This window comes from uncultured Paraglaciecola sp., assembly GCF_913020055.1.
Classification (GTDB): Bacteria; Pseudomonadota; Gammaproteobacteria; order Enterobacterales; family Alteromonadaceae; genus Paraglaciecola.
The window spans coordinates 1-17,981 of sequence record NZ_CAJWCF010000037.1 but is presented as its reverse complement, the minus strand read 5'-3'; the positions used below and the strand labels follow the sequence as shown (position 1 = coordinate 17,981).

The 17,981-nt window shown below is 39.3% G+C and carries 19 protein-coding genes; 14 read left to right on the top strand and 5 right to left on the bottom strand.

The genetic code is table 11. From position 1 onward, the window contains the following. Positions 1-158 precede the first annotated feature (158 nt). On the top strand, positions 159-1,847 hold the full coding sequence (locus QZ488_RS09850) for an RluA family pseudouridine synthase (RefSeq protein ID WP_293748099.1): 1,689 nt from the start codon (positions 159-161) through the stop codon (positions 1,845-1,847). Here the strand turns inward: QZ488_RS09850 and QZ488_RS09845 are convergent. The 3 genes from QZ488_RS09845 to QZ488_RS09835 all read right to left on the bottom strand — a co-directional run bounded on the left by QZ488_RS09845 (position 1,844) and on the right by QZ488_RS09835 (position 3,560). After that, a complete protein-coding gene (locus tag QZ488_RS09845) occupies positions 1,844-2,041 on the bottom strand; it encodes a hypothetical protein (protein WP_293748097.1) in 198 nt (65 codons plus the stop codon). The genes QZ488_RS09850 and QZ488_RS09845 overlap by 4 nt on opposite strands. 88 nt (positions 2,042-2,129) lie before the next feature. Next, entirely contained in the window at positions 2,130-2,852 is a 723-nt protein-coding gene (locus QZ488_RS09840; RefSeq protein WP_293748095.1) for an HNH endonuclease family protein, read from the bottom strand. A gap of 345 nt (positions 2,853-3,197) precedes the next feature. After that, positions 3,198-3,560 carry a hypothetical protein gene (locus QZ488_RS09835; protein ID WP_293748093.1) on the bottom strand — a complete coding sequence of 121 codons (363 nt, stop codon included), beginning with the start codon at positions 3,558-3,560 and terminating at the stop codon, positions 3,198-3,200. A 357-nt stretch (positions 3,561-3,917) separates the two neighbouring features. On the opposite strand from QZ488_RS09835, the gene QZ488_RS09830 reads away from it, so the two are divergent. Next, positions 3,918-5,537: an L-lactate permease gene (locus QZ488_RS09830; protein ID WP_293748091.1), complete on the top strand. Its 1,620-nt coding sequence runs from the start codon at positions 3,918-3,920 to the stop codon at positions 5,535-5,537. 55 nt (positions 5,538-5,592) lie between these two features. Here the strand turns inward: QZ488_RS09830 and QZ488_RS09825 are convergent, their stop codons facing one another. After that, positions 5,593-6,690 carry an ABC transporter substrate-binding protein gene (locus QZ488_RS09825; RefSeq protein ID WP_293748089.1) on the bottom strand — a complete coding sequence of 366 codons (1,098 nt, stop codon included), beginning with the start codon at positions 6,688-6,690 and terminating at the stop codon, positions 5,593-5,595. A gap of 341 nt (positions 6,691-7,031) precedes the next feature. On the opposite strand from QZ488_RS09825, the gene QZ488_RS09820 reads away from it, so the two are divergent. The 12 genes from QZ488_RS09820 (at position 7,032) to QZ488_RS09765 (ending at position 16,818) form a co-directional block, all read left to right on the top strand. Continuing rightward, complete coding sequence (locus QZ488_RS09820) at positions 7,032-7,571, top strand: NUDIX hydrolase (protein ID WP_293748087.1); 540 nt, start codon at positions 7,032-7,034, stop codon at positions 7,569-7,571. 198 nt (positions 7,572-7,769) lie between these two features. Beyond that, positions 7,770-8,018, top strand: coding sequence for a hypothetical protein (locus QZ488_RS09815; protein ID WP_293748085.1), 249 nt, complete (start codon positions 7,770-7,772; stop codon positions 8,016-8,018). Positions 8,019-8,240: 222 nt separating this feature from the next. Next, the gene (locus tag QZ488_RS09810) at positions 8,241-8,582 is read left to right on the top strand and encodes a DoxX family protein (RefSeq protein ID WP_293748083.1); all 342 of its coding nucleotides are present in this window, start codon (positions 8,241-8,243) and stop codon (positions 8,580-8,582) included. Positions 8,583-8,836: 254 nt separating this feature from the next. Next, positions 8,837-9,841 carry a rhodanese-related sulfurtransferase gene (locus QZ488_RS09805; RefSeq protein WP_293748081.1) on the top strand — a complete coding sequence of 335 codons (1,005 nt, stop codon included), beginning with the start codon at positions 8,837-8,839 and terminating at the stop codon, positions 9,839-9,841. A 98-nt stretch (positions 9,842-9,939) separates the two neighbouring features. After that, positions 9,940-10,185: an EF-hand domain-containing protein gene (locus QZ488_RS09800; RefSeq protein WP_293748079.1), complete on the top strand. Its 246-nt coding sequence runs from the start codon at positions 9,940-9,942 to the stop codon at positions 10,183-10,185. 182 nt (positions 10,186-10,367) lie between these two features. Further along, entirely contained in the window at positions 10,368-11,240 is an 873-nt protein-coding gene (yghU, locus tag QZ488_RS09795; RefSeq protein ID WP_293748077.1) for a glutathione-dependent disulfide-bond oxidoreductase, read from the top strand. Between the two features lie 330 nt (positions 11,241-11,570). Continuing rightward, positions 11,571-12,380 (top strand): formate/nitrite transporter family protein, encoded by an 810-nt coding sequence (locus tag QZ488_RS09790; protein ID WP_293748075.1) that lies wholly within the window; start codon positions 11,571-11,573, stop codon positions 12,378-12,380. A gap of 100 nt (positions 12,381-12,480) precedes the next feature. Next, positions 12,481-12,924 (top strand): cyanase, encoded by a 444-nt coding sequence (gene cynS, locus QZ488_RS09785; protein ID WP_293748073.1) that lies wholly within the window; start codon positions 12,481-12,483, stop codon positions 12,922-12,924. Positions 12,925-12,962: 38 nt separating this feature from the next. Then, a complete protein-coding gene (locus tag QZ488_RS09780; RefSeq protein ID WP_293748071.1) occupies positions 12,963-14,690 on the top strand; it encodes a bifunctional protein-serine/threonine kinase/phosphatase in 1,728 nt (575 codons plus the stop codon). A 187-nt stretch (positions 14,691-14,877) separates the two neighbouring features. Beyond that, positions 14,878-15,237 (top strand): hypothetical protein, encoded by a 360-nt coding sequence (locus QZ488_RS09775; protein WP_293748069.1) that lies wholly within the window; start codon positions 14,878-14,880, stop codon positions 15,235-15,237. After that, a complete protein-coding gene (locus tag QZ488_RS09770) occupies positions 15,212-15,661 on the top strand; it encodes a transporter substrate-binding domain-containing protein (RefSeq protein ID WP_293748067.1) in 450 nt (149 codons plus the stop codon). The genes QZ488_RS09775 and QZ488_RS09770 overlap by 26 nt, the downstream gene beginning before the upstream one ends. Before the next feature lie 233 nt (positions 15,662-15,894). Next, the gene (locus QZ488_RS09765; RefSeq protein WP_293748065.1) at positions 15,895-16,818 is read left to right on the top strand and encodes a diguanylate cyclase; all 924 of its coding nucleotides are present in this window, start codon (positions 15,895-15,897) and stop codon (positions 16,816-16,818) included. A gap of 9 nt (positions 16,819-16,827) precedes the next feature. Here QZ488_RS09765 and QZ488_RS09760 read toward each other — a convergent pair whose 3' ends face one another. Then, the gene (locus QZ488_RS09760) at positions 16,828-17,745 is read right to left on the bottom strand and encodes a diguanylate cyclase (protein ID WP_293748063.1); all 918 of its coding nucleotides are present in this window, start codon (positions 17,743-17,745) and stop codon (positions 16,828-16,830) included. Between the last annotated feature and the right edge of the window lie 236 nt (positions 17,746-17,981).

The following is a 17,981-nucleotide window of genomic DNA, read 5'->3' as shown; positions in this document are numbered from 1 at the left end:
ACATCAGTGGTTTAGCCGCCTATTAATTTAAGCTACTTACGTGCTTTAAAATACGTATCAGCATACACATAATAAGTAATTGAGAATGATGGTAGTGATATAGTATGGGCAGTATTTACGAAGTCGCTCTGTAACCCACCTATTTTGGCTTGTTTGACATGCAATTTGAAGATCCCTGTTTTACCTATTTTTCTGCGTCGATTGAAAAATACCAATTACCCGAACGTTTTACTTTTCCCTTTTATTATCAGCCACACCCTTTATGTATCTTGGCTGCAAAACAATTGCAGAATCATCTTACGACTCAAAATCAATGGCAGCATAATTTTGGTTTGTCTGATGACCCCAATAACATAATTGGAAAAATGTTTGGTGTGTTGTTGGTTAAAAATGCGCAAGGTGAGTTAGGTTTTATCTCGGCTTTTTCAGGTAAGTTAGCTGAGCAAAACCATATCCAAGGTTTTGTGCCGCCGGTATTTGATTTATTGGCTGACGACAGCTTCTTTTTGTCTGATCAAGTGGCTATTAATCATCTCAATGAAGAGATAAAAAACCTAGAAAACACCCCGGAATTAGTCATCTTGAAACAGGGTTTAGCCGCATTAGAAGCAGAACACGCCCAGCAGTTATCGACACTTAGGCTCGAGTTAGTAGAAAATCGTAAAACCCGTAAAAAACAGCGAAAGGATTTGCTGAATGAATTAGATAAAACCATCACAGATAAAGGCTTAAAAGAACTAGCCCAGCAAAGTGTTTTTGATAAATGGCGTTTAAAAGAATTAACCGAACATTCACAGCAATTAATCGGGCAACTGCAGGTAAAAGTAAACGAATTCACAGACCAAATAGCAGCGTTAAAGTTACAACGGAAAACCTTATCAGCCAATTTGCAAAATAAAATATTCAACCAATATCAGTTTTTGAATCAAGCCCAAGAGCCTAAAAGTTTGCTGGATATTTTTGCCGATACTGCCCTTAAAACGCCTCCGGCTGGGGCAGGGGAGTGTGCCGCGCCTAAACTTTTACAATACGCCTTCGCACATCAACTCACCCCATTAGCCATGGCCGAATTTTGGTGGGGAGCGTCACCCAAATCAGAAGTGAAAAAACACCAACAATATTACCCTGCGTGTATGGGCAAGTGTCAGCCAATCCTAAACCATATGTTGGCGGGTATGCAGTTGGATGACAACCCACTCATTTTTAATTATGGGCAAGGTAAAAATGTAGATATTATTTATCAAGACCAAGACATCTTAATCGTCAACAAACCCACTGAGTTTTTATCTGTACCCGGAAAAGAACTGTCCGACTCAGTCTATCAGCGAATAAAACAGCAATACCCAGAAGCAACAGGCCCGCTGATTGTGCATCGGCTGGATATGTCCACCTCAGGTTTGATGGTAATAACACTTAACTCACAGGCGAATAAATATCTGCAAAAACAATTTGTTCAACGTGAAGTACATAAACAATATGTAGCATTAATTGAAGGGCTGCCGCTGCAAGATAAAGGCGAGATACAGTTACCGGTAAGAGGTGACTATTACGATCGACCAAAACAAATGGTTTGCCATCAAGATGGGAAACCAGCTCACACCTATTGGCAAGTACTTGAACGTTACCCAGAGAAAAATCAAACTAGGGTAATGCTAACTCCCCACACCGGCCGAACCCATCAACTAAGAGTGCATTGCGCTCATGCTGATGGCTTGAATATGCCCATAGTGGGGGATGACTTGTATGGAACCCGCGGTAAGCGACTGCATTTGCATGCACAAAGTTTAGAAATTACCCATCCTGTTAGTCAAGAAGTTATGACCTTTAAGGTTGATGCGGAGTTTTAGTTAATTTCGCGTTTCATTACGCCGGCAAACTCCAAACCACCTTCAAGTTCACGAAAATCTACGTTAACGAGTTCCCAACCTTGGGCGCCAAGCGAGCAGAGATAAGCTTCAACGTCTTCACGTTTTCTACTTTTAAACAATCCAGCAGTTTCGACGTCTCTAGTATCAATAATTTTGTAAATAAATTTCTTCATTGAGCTGTATTACCTATGATGTTGGTTTGCATCTAGATTATAGAATAGGTCAAATGCTGCGGTGTTAAATTACCCCAAATACTTTGTGTCATTCAGTAAGTGTTTTAACTCTGCTATTGCTGCACGCCTTAACTAAACGGTTAACGATACGTTGTTCTGAGGGGATATAGGCTAAGTCATACTTGTCCATTACCCTATTGAAGTGGGCTATATATTCACAACGATATTGATGGTTAGGGGGTAACCAATCGTTAAGACCTTTAGCGCCTTTTTGGCGATTTAAAGACGCTTGAGCAAGTATTAAGTTGTCTAAGTCATTGGCAAAAATTGCTTTTTGTTGCCTATTCCAAATACTGCCGCCGTGTCCGTGGGCAAACTTTAAAGGCACAATGTGATCAAGATCTAAGTCTGTGGATAGGGTGAATGTTTCACTGGAATAGGGGTCATACCATTCCCCAGAAAGCACATTACATTGTTTCTCAGACTTAAAAGAAACGGCCTTTGTTGATGTCTGAATAAGTATTTCATGCCTCGTATTCTGGCAGTCTTTGTCATTGTCTAACCAATGAGGCCAATCACCTCTATTATAAAGGGCAACAAAGGCTCGACCTTGCTCGATGGCTTCGTCAGTAGCTTTGTCTAATAGTTTGGTTTTTGCCTTTGGTAAACGCCCACCTTGTTCGACGCAATCTGCAAGGGTATCAAAGGCTTGATATTTTTTTGTCCTGTTGAACGAAGCACTAGTTTGGTCGTGGCAAATACCAGAAGATGACAGTTTAACTTTGACGTCACTAGAGGGCGTTGATGCCATGCTTTCGACACAAATAGCAAGCACAAGGAACAACGAAAAGGGTAGAACTCTAAAAAATGTTACAGCTTTTATTTACAACTTAGATAAGACAATACGCCGATATAGTTTGCCATGAGGGCAGAATAATAAAAGGTAATTATTGGATTAAATGCAAAATAACCCAATTGAACAGACGGCCATGACAATGAGCCTAAACGTCTTGGTCATATTGGCTGGCATCAAAGTTGTTATCAAATATTTTGCTGTAACGCATTAAAAGCATAAAGCTAAACTCAAGCTATTCCCTTATCTAGCGTTATTGAGTTTGATTATTTTGTTTCTGGTTTAGAAGGGGAAACAATAAGCTTAGTTTTCAGCTAACCAGGCGTTAGCTTCATTCTCACTGTTGAATATTCCAATGTTAGTTAAAAAGTCTTTCTCTATGAGATTGCGTTGAAGACTGTTATTGACAACCACCGCAGTTGCACGGCAACCCTGCTCTTCACACCAAAGAAAATGTTCTTTGACATGGTTCATTACCACAGGAGAGCCTAAAGTGTTCAGATCCCATAACTCTAGCCTTATCCAACTTTTAATGTTCTTGGTTAGTATTGCTTGTTTGAGGTTATCAATTATTTCTAATACTCCTTCTTCATTAAAAGGGCCATAGGCATTTATTATTAATAATTGTTGTTTCCATTCGATGGAGATATTACCGTGACTCTGCATATATACTCCTATATCACTTAGCATCTTTCAGACGAAATTTAATATGTGCTTAACGCTACAAATCATGCAATTTAATTTGGGCAATATTTTTATCCGTCCTTCTTTTATAGACCTTTTTCCTTAAACTGGCAAAGATATTAACCGAAATCACTAATTGGTTATTAGGCAAAAATTGGCATTGATAGTCGATTTTTATAACCAATTTAAAGTGCCTTGTTTGTGAGATAAGTTGCTCACTACAGCCAATACTTAGTTAAAGTCGCTTGCAAGTTTTGGCAGCGTAAGCAACAGTAAGGGGAGGCGAGTCATATACATATGATTCTACTGAAATGAGTTCGCTTTGATATTAGAAATAAAATGACCTTTCTACACACCTTAACTGCCTTAATGCCTGTAGCCTCTATTTTACTATTTTTAGTTATTCTGCGCTGGCCTGCCATGAAGGCGATAGGTATTAGTTTAGTCATTACTGCGTTAATGACGGCTTATATTTGGCAGGTGCCGGTTATACAAATTTCAGCATCTGTAATTGAAGGTTGGATTATCGCTGCATCCATTTTAATTATTGTATTTGGCGCGCTATTTCTGCTCAATACTCTGACTCAGGGTGGAGCAATATCCGTTATACGTGCAGGTTTTATCGGCATCACGCCGGACCGACGTATTCAACTAATTATTATCGCTTGGTTATTTGGTAGCTTTTTAGAAGGTGCTTCTGGTTTTGGTACCCCCGCCGCCATTTGTGCTCCTTTGCTGCTTGCACTGGGTTTTAATCCGTTAGCTGCTGTAGCATTAGCCCTTATTGCTGATTCGTCTTCGGTATCATTTGGAGCGGTTGGCACCCCTGTTCTAGTAGGTATTAGCAAAGGTTTAGACAGTGTTTCAGCTGGACAATTACAGCAAATTTCTGCTACTGCCATCAGTATTGATATGTTTGTTGGTGTGTTGATCCCGCTGATGTTGGTGAGTATTTTAACGCGCTTCTGGGGTAAGAATAAAAGCTATAAAGAGGGTTTAGCACTGTGGCCTTTTGCATTGTTTTCTGGTTTCGCATTTTTATTCCCTGCATGGCTTGTGGCCACTACTCTTGGCCCTGAATTCCCTTCGATTATTGGTGGTCTGGTTGGTCTTACTTTGGTTATTAGTGCAGTTAAACTGAATTTTTTAGTACCCAAAAAAGTCTGGTTATTTCCTCAAGATGAAACACAAAGAGTAGACGTTAAACCTTCTAGTATTGTTGATGAAACTAATCCCAGATTATCGATTTATATGGCTTGGGCACCTTATGTTTTGGTAGCGGTATTATTGGTATTAACTAGAGTTAATGTCCTGCCGTTCAAGGCATTACTCGCGAAGGTTAAAATTGAGTTCAGTTATATTTTAGGTACAGATATTTCTAACTCTATTAGCCCCTTATATTTGCCTGGTTTTATTTTTGTTATCGTCTGTTTTATTACCTTCTTTTTACACAGTATGACGGCCAAACAAGCCCTCTCCTCGCTTTCTATTTCAATAAAAACATTAATTCCCACTGCGTTAACTTTAGCGACAGCAGTCCCTTTAGTGAGAATATTTATTAATTCAAATGTCGAAGGTGCAGTGTTGGGAAGTATGCCAAAAGAGCTAGCAGCAACTATGGCTGAATTATTTGGTCAGGCGTGGCCAATGGCCGCTTCTTTTGTCGGGGCTTTAGGCGCCTTTATATCAGGCTCAGCGACTTTCTCTAATATGATGTTTGCAGACTTACAGCAAGCAACCGCTCAGAATTTGGGCATAGCAGAACACATTGTTTTAGCTCTACAAATGTTAGGCTCTAATGCGGGTAATATGATTTGTGTGGTTAACGTTGTTGCCGCATGTTCTGTGGTTGGTTTAAGTGGTCAAGAGGGCGCAGTAATAAGATTGACCTTAGTTCCTATGGTTATTTATTGCTTTTTGGTAGGCCTAGTTGCCACAGTGTGGCTTAGCTTTTTATGATTTCATCTGATTTCATCTGATTTCATAGGCCAAACGCGCAGGTTGTTTTAGATGTTTATTCGTTTTTGTTGAGTCGTGAATGAGCGATCATTAAATTGGCTATGGATAACTCTATAGGTTTCTTTTGTTTATTATAAATACTTGAAAATTGACGGTAATCAACCTCCGACCAAGCTGCTTTCTTCAAAAATGGTTGGTATACATCAACATTATTTTGATCAATCAATTCATAACTTTCTAATTCGGTGTTAGTCAGAAAAACATTATTTGCATGGTGGTATTCGACAATATTTAACAGTGCTTTGCTAACCATTAAAAAGTGTCCGCCTACTGAGGCTGTCATTTCACCTGTTTGGATTTTATCAATTGCTGGTGGCAACCAATCAAAGCCACCCACTAAAACTTTTTTGTCGGGTGTCGAACCTAATATTTTGAGCTGTTCGATAACAGTTAAGCAAAACAAGTCGGCGACGCACCAGTATGCGTCAGTATTGGGATATCGATGGTACATGGCTGGAAAATTTTCTTTAACATTTTTAAGTTCCCAAGACATTGGAAATACTTGATTAACAACAATGTTGCCTGAATTCTTGTAGAGTTTTTCTAAGCTGGATTGGCGCGCAAGTGATACTCTATCAAAAGCGCCACTAATGCCGGTTACATACATCTTCTTAAGCGGATTGTTCTTCAGGTGTTGCTTATATAAAGCTGAAGTTAATAAGGCACCTGCTGCTTTATCATCGTAGCTGACAGCACCTAACCAGTGCTTGTATTTTTGTTGCGGCTTACCAATTTCAATTGCTTCGGTGTCCCTAAAACCCCGCTCTAACGTTACAAAAGGTATTTTTCTTGATTCCAATAGATCGAGTACGGCAACAGCATTACCCTGCATTGGTCGATAAATAATATAATCAGGTTTGTTTTTTTGTTGGCTTACGGCATTGACAGATGACAGCGTCGAGAAGCGATTAGTATCACTGAGATGCACTTCGAGTTGAATATTTAGATCATCTGCAACACTTTGAGCAACTTCAATAACCTGCTGCCAAAATAGGTTCACTTCTTTGTCTGGGACGATAAAACTAACCTGCAATGGAGAGGCATTACTTTCCCAGTGAAAGAGGAATATTAGGATTAGCCACTTCAGTTTCATATACTTCAAATCAATTAATTCGTTATTTGCATTATAGACTAGGCAAATTTTATCAACTACAAATGTTAATGGCCCATTTTTCATACATATATTTAGTCATAAACTGAATCACAAGTTACATGCTATTACTTAATGATTAAACGGAGTATGGTTTAAATATTTTTGTTGAAACTTTAAAAGCTAAAAGCAGTGGCAGAGCCACCAAAGCGGTATCGGTAATGCCGGTTTTCTTATTCTCATACGTTGCGACCATGTTAATTCTGACGTTGAGCTTGTTGATTACGTTGCGATTGGGTACTTTCTTTGGATATTAGTTTGTTACGCAAAAAGGAGACTAACACTTGAAAGAAATAGAAACGTTGCATAGTACTATTGTTTACAAAAACCGTTGGATGAGTGTTCGGGAAGATAAAATTCGACGACTAAGTGGTACTGAAGGCATATATGGTGTTGTAGATAAACCTGATTTTGTTGTGATTTTAGCCATTCAAAATCAACATGTTTATCTTGTGGAGCAATATCGTTATGCAGTCGAGGCTAGGTATTGGGAACTACCTCAAGGGGCTTGGGAAAATGACCCGAGTGCAGATCATTCACTGTTAGCTGCAGGTGAACTTAAAGAAGAAACGGGCCTGGTGGCAAAACGTATGGAATATATTGGCCAGCAATTCCTCGCCTATGGTTATTCTAGCCAAAGTTATCACATTTACTTAGCCACTGATTTGACAGAATCATCTACAAATTTAGATGAAGAAGAGGAAGGCCTCATATCCAAAAAAGTCAGTCTTAGCCAATTTGAGTCAATGATCATAGATGGCGTCATTAAAGATGCAACCACAGTCAATGCCTATGGTCTTGCCAAGTTAAAAGGTTATATTTAATGGCATAACAAAACACATAAGATCACAGTTTTAAAAGTTTAAATTCAAAACAACCAAAGCCAATTTGTTTGCTTAATTACGATAGCTGTTCTGTTAATTACTCATCCTATTTATATGTGCGTTTATACAGTTTCAGTGAAACTTCCGGTTATTAATATTGTTATATTGCAAAAGCGAGTTCACAATTAAATTGAATTTATGGACGACTTAAATAAAAACCAAATCACATTCATTTTGTCTTTGCTTAAGCTACGGAAACAGGGCATACGTAATGTAATGCCGGATCAACATGCGAAAGTGCTTTTTCCTTCTGGTTTTACGATTGCTAAATACAATGAAATTATCCCCAAACTTGTTTCCGAACAATTGCTAACAACAGAATATGGCGCACCAAGAGATGGGCCAGTCATATCATTAACAACTAAAGCGGTGGAACAGTTTGGTTAAATTGCAATATAACAAGCTGCTAAAGTTTGCAGCAAAAAATGCTGCGGGACAGTTGCTCGCTGGCTTCGCCAACAACACTCGCAACTGCCCCTTAGCAGGGCGTTAGGTTTTACAGGTAAATAATGAGTATTGATTTTTCAAAGGAGATGAATGGGGTCGTATCCCATTGCGTTCGTTAAGTAATACGACTCCTTTATCCCGTCTTAATAGCAGGGAGATAATATGAAAATGTTTTTTAATTTGATTTTAGCTATTTTAATTTTTCTAGCTGTGTCCTCAGGTGTAACAAAGGTTATGCTTATGCAACAGGAAGTGGAATTTTTTGGTCAATATGGTTTTACTAATCCAATTTTAATTGTATTTGGTACTATTCAGTTATTTGGTGGAGCATTGTTAGCTATACCAAAAACTAGAGTAATTGGGGCAGCTATTATTGCAATTACTTTCTTAATCTCAGCCGTAATATTAGTAATGGCTAGTAATGTACCAATGGCTATCGTTACCCTAGTTTGCATAGTGCTATTAGGTTTTATAATAAAGCAATCTGTAAATAAAGTGCTTTGAACCTACACATAACAAAAGTGTCATGTTCGCCCGCAAAAAAACACGCTTGATGGGACGGCTTTCGCGTTGATCCAGCCGCCTCATACACTTGTAATAGCTACACAAAGCCGACGCTTTTACTCTTTTGCACTCCCTTTGTCATAACATACACGTGTTATGACGACGCTAGCATTGACGCAAAACCCTGCAACCTGCTACCATCGCGCTCCAATTTTTTGCTCTGGGATTACGCCCCAACTCGCAAGGTAGTAGATATGTCTGAATCATCAAAATACGTCGTCTGTGCGTTATATAAATTTGTCTTTCTTGAAAATTTCAAAGAACTCCGTCAGCCCTTACTTCAGTTTATGGAGTCGAATGATATCAAAGGGACTTTGTTATTGGCCGAAGAGGGGATTAACGGCACCGTTTCTGGCTCTCGTCAGACTATTGATGCCTTGCTTGAATGGCTGAATGCCGATGACCGGTTGAACCCTATATCGGTTAAAGAATCCCTCGATGCCACCCAGCCTTTTCATCGAACTAAGGTTAAACTTAAAAAAGAAATAGTGACTATGGGAGTTGAAGGTATCGACCCTCGCAAGACAGTGGGTACTTACGTTAAACCTGCTGATTGGAATGAATTAATTTCTGATCCTGAGGTGTTGCTGATTGATACTCGTAACGATTACGAAATTGAAATTGGTACCTTTAAACACGCAGTGAACCCTAACACTGAGTCTTTTCGTGAGTTTCCCCAGTACGTGAAAGACAACCTAGATCCAAACAAAAATAAAAAAGTTGCGATGTTTTGCACCGGTGGTATTCGCTGTGAAAAATCAACAGCCTATTTAAAAGAGCAGGGCTTTGATGAGGTATATCATCTTGAAGGTGGCATTCTTAAGTATTTAGAAGAAGTACCTAAAGATAATACCCTTTGGGAAGGCGACTGTTTTGTGTTTGATAACCGCGTGGCGGTGAATCACGATTTAGAGAAAAGTCATTACGACCAGTGTTATGCCTGTCGTTTGCCTATCACCGAAGAAGACAAACAAAGTACCGTTTTTGAAGCGGGGGTGAGCTGTCCTAAGTGTCACGGTAAACATAGCGAAGAACAACTAGCTCGTTTTAGAGAGCGTGAAAAACAAGTGCGTTTAGCCCTCGAGCGTGATGAGGAACATCTAGGGTTGGAAGCCCGCAAGGCGATCAAGTTAAGGCGTCAGCAAAAGGCTGCAGCTCGTCGAGCTCAGCGGACTGCTATGGGTAACAGTAATGGGTGATTAATCAACCGTTTATCTGCACTAATACTAATAGCTCATAGACACCTACTTGTTATAAGCGTTAGACTTACCCTATTAAAATAAAGGTTGAAGAAACTATGTCTGAAAAAGCATTATCTCCAGAAAAAATTGCAGAAGCTCGTAAAGAGTTTGACTTCTTTGATACTGATGGCAGCGGCGAAATTGGCTTTAGAGAGTTTATTGAGTTGTTAACGGTATTGTCACCGAAAACTAAAGCAAGCCACGTTAAAGAAGGGTTTGGCCTAATTGATAAGAATAGTGACGGCTCTATCGACTTCGAAGAGTTTTTAGAGTGGTGGCAACAGTCTTGGTGGGAATACTAACCTTAGTGGTTGGTCAGGTTTTTGTATTAAGGGCTTCAATTATTTGAAGCCCTTTTTCGTTTTATGCCTAGTTTTTGTTGTAGTGCTTTATCTTTGAGGTTTTAATCCCATATAAACTGAAAGATTAATGACGTTTAAGCTTACTTATCTCTCATCAACGTATATCAAATGGAATCCTTAATATGACAGATGCAACTTATGTCCCACCAAAAGTATGGACTTGGGAAGCCGGTAGTGGTGGAAAATTTGCCAATATCAATCGGCCTGTAGCTGGCGCTACCCACGATAAAACGTTACCAGTAGGTAAACACCCAATGCAGCTACATTCTTTGGCTACGCCCAACGGCGTAAAAGTCACTGTTATGTTAGAAGAGTTATTGGCGGCTGGTTTTACTGGGGCCGAATATGATGCGTACATAGTGAATATCATGGAAGGTGAGCAGTTTGGCAGTGATTTTGTTGCTATCAACCCTAATTCAAAAATACCTGCGTTAATGGACAACAGTACTAACCCACCTACTCGAGTATTTGAGTCAGGGGCTATTTTATTGTACTTGGCAGAGAAATTTAATGCCTTTTTGCCTAGCGACCCTGCTAAAAAGCCAGAGTGTATGTCATGGTTATTTTGGCAAATGGGCAGTGCGCCTATGTTAGGTGGTGGTTTTGGACATTTTTACGCTTATGCGCCAGAGAAATACCAATACCCTATCGATCGTTATGCGATGGAAGTGAAACGCCAGCTGGATGTATTAAATCTTCAGTTAGCCGATAAAGAGTATATCTGTGGTGACGAATACACTATTGCTGATATGGCTATCTGGGCGTGGTACGGCGCAATGGTGTTAGGCAAATTATATGAAGCTGCTGAATTTTTAGATGTAACGTCTTATACAAATTTGCTGCGCTGGGCCAAACAGATTGATGCTAGAGAGGCTGTGCAGCGCGGAAAAATGGTGAATCGCAGTTGGGGTGCGCCAGAAGGCCAATTACGTCAGCGTAATGATGCCAGTGATTTCCAGAATAAGACCCAAGACAAAATCGAGCCGTCTGAATAAAACTAATACCATAGTTAGATTAACATGCACCTTTAGGGTGCGTGTTTGTTCGATTTTGGAGTGATTTAACCCTTTCTTATATTCCATTAAATAACTTTAGCTTCTCCAGCCCCCGTTGAATAAGCCATTTTGAGTTGAGATGAAGTCTCATTGTTTTTGGCTCGAAGTTTGCTTTTACCTGTGTGAGTCAAGGTCAATGATGACCTAAAAATAAAAGATTCAATTGGATAACGACGTCCATTAACTCATTAGAGAATTCTGATGCGTTAATGGACGTTTTTTTGGCTCTAAAAACGTCAATAACATTAATAAAAATGAGAGAGGAAAGTAATGTCTTATTTAGAACCAAAAGAGTTCGCTACCAAAATGGTAGACGCGGGTGAACAGAAAATTTTTATGTCCACCAAAGATACGTTAATTAGAGCATTTATGGCGGGCGCCATTCTTGCGTTGGCTGCATTTTTTGCCATTACAGTCATTATAAAAACCGGTAGCCCTATACTTGGATCTGTGCTTTTCCCTGTTGGTTTTATCATGCTTTATTTGATGAAGTATGACTTATTAACAGGTGTGTTTACTTTAGTGCCTCTTGCCGTTATCGACAAAAGACCAGGCTGTACAGTGAATGGCATGCTTAGAAATTGGGGGCTGGTTTTCTGTGGAAACTTTGGAGGAGCGCTCACTACAGCATTCTTTGCATCTTTTATACTGACATATGGTTATCAGATTGATGGTGGTGTCATTGCTGAAAAAGTAGCCTCAATTGGTGAATCAAGAACACTTGGCTATAAAGAGCAAGGAATTGGCGGCTGGTTTACTATCTTTATTCGCGGCATGTTATGCAACTGGATGGTATCTATGGGGGTGGTTGGCGCCATGATCTCTACTTCTGCAGGCGCTAAAATGGCAGCCATGTGGATGCCTATTATGTTGTTCTTCTTTATGGTATTTGAGCATTCAATTGTGAATATGTTCCTTTTCCCATTCTCTATGATCATGGGTGGGGAATTCGCTATCTCTGATTATCTATTATGGAATGAAATTCCAACTGTATTGGGCAACTTGTTTGGTGGTTTCTTATTAGTAGGCTTACCTATTTATTATACTCACGTGCGTGAGAGTAAAAAGGCTAGTGCTTAATTCCCCTTTGGTATTTGTTGTCGCAGGTATGGCTCAACAGCCTATTACCTGTTGGCAGCAAGTATTATTTGTTAATTGTATATATTAAGAGAGTTATGTAATGAATCGCAATGAAGTAACAGAATTAATTATTCTACAAAAACAACTTAAAAACCTGACTTGGCCACAACTTGCCGAGGCTGTAGGCCAAAGTAAAGAATGGACTACCGCTGCTTTATTAGGGCAGATGACGTTAACCGCTGAGCAAGCCTGCATAGTTGGCGAATTGTTAGACTTGCCTGAAGCGGCGGTGGCTCAATTACAAGTAGTGCCTTATAAAGGTTCATTACCCACAGCAGTACCAACAGACCCATTGATTTACCGGTTTTATGAGTTAATCAGCGTTTACGGTACGACCTTTAAAGCGCTTATTCACGAAGAGTTTGGTGACGGTATTATGAGCGCGATTGATTTTGATATGGACCTAAGCCGTAAAGAAGATCCTAAAGGTGATAGAGTTAAGATCACCATGTCAGGTAAATTTTTGCCTTATAAAAGTTACTAGTTTTTATCAATCAGCTTATGTTAATGGGGACCACTGACATGTCTGACGCTATAGCTATATCGGTTGGACAATATTCTGATAAAGGTCGCAAAGACATCAATCAGGATTTTTATGGCGTGTTGGTACCCAAAGAGCCTTTGTTGTCTTCCAAAGGAATTGCAATTGCGATTGCCGATGGTATAAGCAGCAGCGAAGTGAGTCATATTGCCAGTGAAGCTTCAGTAAGAGGCTTGCTGGATGATTATTTTTGTACCTCCGAAACTTGGTCGGTTAAGAAATCTGCTGACCAAGTGCTCACCGCTAGCAATTCGTGGTTGCATTCACAAAGTCAAAAAAGTGAACACCGATTTGATAAGAATAAAGGTTATGTGTGTACCTTAAGTGCGATGATTATCAAATCAACTACTGCACACATATTCCATTTGGGTGATAGCCGAATCTATCGTTTACGTAATGGCGAGCTAGAGCAGCTTACTGATGATCACCGCACTTGGGTTTCCAGTGAACAAAGTTACCTGAGCCGCGCAATGGGCATATATCCACAGTTGGAATACGACTATCAATCCTTTGTCATTGAGCAAGATGACATATTTATATTTGCAACTGATGGAGTATATGAACATGTCAGCAACGATTTTTTGTTATCTGCTGTAACTGATTCTCAAATCGAGATAAATGATGTGGCTAAGCTTTTGGTGGATACTGCTTATAAAATTGGCAGCACCGACAACCTCACTGCGCAAGTTGTGCGAATTGATTCACTGCCTAGTCAAGATTTGAATGAGAGAATGCAACAACTCACCGAGTTGCCTTTCCTGCCTGTGTTAGATGTGCGGAATGAATTTGACTGCTTTAAAGTGGTACGAAATTTGTACGCCACTAGTCGCAGCCATGTGTATTTAGTTGAAGATAATGAGACGCAATCTAGTCCTCCCATTGTAGTTAAAACACCCTCTGTCGACTTGCAAGATGACCCCGCTTATTTAGAACGTTTTTTGATGGAGGAGTGGATTGCCAAAAGGATTAGCAGTGCCCATGTGCTTAAACCTCGCGAGTTAACACGTAAACGTCATTATTTGTACACTGCCTTTGAATTTATCGATGGGCAAACTCTAACCCAGTGGATGATTGATAACCCAAAGCCGAGTTTGCAAAGTGTACGCGAAATAGTGAGGCAAATTGCCAAGGGTCTACAAGCGTTTCATCGATTAGAAATGTTGCATCAAGACATACGCCCTGAAAACATTATGATTGACCAATCAGGTGTAGTAAAAATTATAGATTTTGGCTCAACCAAAGTGGCGGGGTTAATGGAAATGACCCAGTCAATCGAACACCAAAATATCTTAGGTACTGCTCAATACACCGCCCCAGAATACTTTTTAGGCGAAGTGGGCACTCCTCGCTCAGATTTGTTTTCATTAGGGGTCATCACCTACCAAATGCTTACGGGTAAATTGCCATACGGAGCAGAAGTCGCCAAAGCCAGAAACAAGTCAGCCCAGAACAAACTCCGTTATCAAACTGCCTTGCACGACGACAGAGAAATTCCAGCTTGGATAGATGACACTTTAAAAAAAGCACTACATCCTAACCCTTACAAACGTTACCAGGAATTATCAGAGTTTATATATGATTTAAGCCAACCGAGTAAAGCATTTCTGAGCAAAACCAAGCCACCTCTTATGGAGCGTGACCCAGTAGTGTTTTGGCAGAGTATGTGTGTGATTTTACTGGTGATTATTATTGGGTTATTAGCTAGGTAGGAGGCGATGCAGAGTAAGGTTGGGGATTCCCAAGTTTCGTACTATGGTTTTATAGTGTTTCGAATTAGGTCTAAAAGTTTAGGTGAAAATTTAATGTCATAATTCGACAAGTATATTTTTCACGTTACTGTAAAGTGTTTATCCACAGATAAGTAAAGAGTTTGTAGTCATAGAGTTGGGACATTTATTGAGAACTGTAATTAAACATGTTGTGTTAGTTGTTATGTTAACGGCTTGTTGTGTTATCAACGTTAAAGCCGCTCCGGATATTTCTTTCGTAGCCCCTATTTTAACTCCTTACGCCTACTTCGATTCAGAGGGGAAGTTAACCGGGACTCAGGTAGAGCTTGTTAATAAAATCAATCAAATTTCAGCCTTCAAATTAGATGTTTTTCCAGTGCCAGCAACGAGGTTTATGCGAACGATTAGAAGTGGAAAGGCTGACCTTGCGATTTTGATTGAGAGTAAAGCTGCTAATGAATTAGGTAAAAAAAATCACACTAATCACAAAGCCCTCCTTTATGATAGTGAGTCTCAAAAGTGCTAAAACGGTCAGTTCATTAGGGGAATTGAAAGGGCATACAGTCGGCTATATTAGCAGTGCCTTTTATGGTGAAAATTTCGATAATCAAACTGATATTTACAAAATCCCTTTGCTCGATAATGTTAAGGCTTTGGATATGTTGTTATTGAAGCGTATTGACTATCTAGCTACTTCAGAGCGAGGGCTAGTTTATTTGTTGAATGAAAAAAAAGTGTTTGGCAAAGTTAAACCTCAGTTTGTATTCCACCAGACCAATGCTTATTTGTATCTCTCAAAAAAATCTAAATATTATTCTGAGCTCATAATTCAGCTTCCTAAGCTTTTAGAAGAAATGGAACAGCAGGGAGATCTCGCTGAAATAATTAACCAATGGACATTTGACGGCACGTCTATGGTTGCCAAAGGTGATAATCTGGTTCAAAAATAGTTAAGTAGATCTACAAGTTTTTCATAGAAGAATAATGTTGTACCAAGGTTAACCTAATCAAAACATCATAATTAACCAATCATCGGCAGTAATATTTATATGGTTTATCTGGGCGTTAAAATGCTCATCTTTTTGGCTAATCAACTTTTTAAAGCAAATATGTTAATCTTGAAAGATATGGTTACTTTCGTATATTGAAACTATGATTACCCTGTTTTTAGGAGTGTATTATCTTGTCAGATTCCTTAGTTACCAAAACAATTTCTTCACAAAAAATAGTTGTTTTGGTGGTCGAAGACGACCTTATCAGTGCAACTATTTCTACGCAGGCTTTGGCTGATAGTTATGACGCACACCATGTATCTGATGGCCAAGCAGCAGTTGATTTTTGCGAAAGTACTCCACCAGATTTAGTGCTTATGGATATTAATATGCCGGGTATGAGCGGGTTGGAAGCTTATGATGTTTTGAAAAAAAACGTTATTACAAAAGATATCCCAGTCATTTTTATTACTGCCGCTTCTGACCCTCAATCGGAAGATGAATGTTGGGATGCTGGTTGTGTTGATTTTATCAGTAAACCTTTTTCGGTTAAAACCTTACGCCACAGAATTAATGCCCACTTGTCGGTTAAAATATTAACAGATGAATTAAAGCGGTTAGCCACTTCTGATGGCTTAACTCAAATTCATAATAGGCGTTTTTTTGATACCTATTTTCTGGAACAATCTGAGTTAGCTGCTAGGAATAAAACACCGTTAGGTTTGTTGATGATAGACATCGATTATTTTAAACAATACAACGACACTTATGGCCACCTTAAAGGTGATGATTGTTTAAAAGTGGTGGCTGCAGCTCCCTCTTCAGCTACTAAGAGACCCACCGATTGCGTTGCTCGTTACGGTGGCGAAGAGTTTGTGGTTGTTTTACCGAATACAGATGCAAAGGGTGTGCAATATGTTGGTGAACATTTAGTTGAAGTCATTCGAGAACTTAATTTAACACATGCAGGTTCTACTTTTAAAAAGCTAACTATCAGTATTGGTGGTGCTATTGTTGAACAAGGCTCCCGTGAAACTGAAAAGGTAATCGAACAGGCGGATAAAAAATTATATGCTGCTAAGCAGAATGGGCGAGATCAGTTTTTAATGGCCTAAAGTGATACTTTAGGCACAGGCACTTTGGCAAGCACTCTTAACCGAAGACAGACGTTGGTTAGCTAACGTAAGAATGTCCTCTCCATCCTTGCTTGTTGCAAACGAGGCTAAACCTGTCCTTACAGTTATTATTCCCTGCGGAGATTGCGAGTTTGGAAGACCTTCTTTTGCAAATTGATTAATCATTTCGTTTGCTATAAACCTCGCACCTTGAATATCAGTGTTGGGTAATATAATCACAAATTTTTCGCCGTTATAACGAACAACAACATCGGTAGGGCGATGCAATAGTTCAGAAATCATCTTAGCCATTAATATCAAGCATGAATCACCTTTCGCATGACCATAATACTCTTTGTAGTTTTCGAAGTAATCTATATCTATAACAAGTAACGATAAATCGGTTTTGTTGCGAAGGCTTAAATGTATTTGCTGTTGATAATAACCATCAAAAAAATGTCTATTGCGCAGCCCTGTTAAACTATCAAAAATAGCCATAGACTTATGCTCATCACATTGTAATTTTAGCCTAATATGTGATTGTACTCGCATTAACAGAGTAAGCGGTGAGACGGGTTTAGAGACAAAATCATTTCCACCTGCCTCCCAACATTTAATTTCGTCTTCAATACCAGATAGTGACGTGGAAAAAATAATTGGACAGTTTTCCATGCCATCTATTGTTCTGAGTATTTGGCAGGTGATATGCCCATCTAAATGCGGCATCACCACATCCAATAGCACTAAATCTGGTAGTATTTTATGACAAAACTCAATTGCATCTTGGCCGGAATGAACAGAATATACGTTGTCAAATAACTCGAGTGATTTGCTTAATATAGCAGTATTCAGAGGGTCGTCATCAACCAGTAAAATTTTAGCATTTGATATGTCAGCCATAGACGAGTCAATTATCTGCTTAATCATTTTAATTCACTTATTGGACAATTTAAAATTCTTCAAAAAACTGTCTATAGACTAGCTTTTAATAGGCGTTTATCACAATTGAACTTTAGTTGTATATGATTAAGAAAATTGAAAAATATGAGGCGGATAAGTAGTCACAACCTGATGGGTAAAAAGGTTACATGCCTATGCACTTGGCTCAGGCCGATTTCACAGGCGCATGAATTATTGCTAAGTTTAACAATCGGTTAGGTATC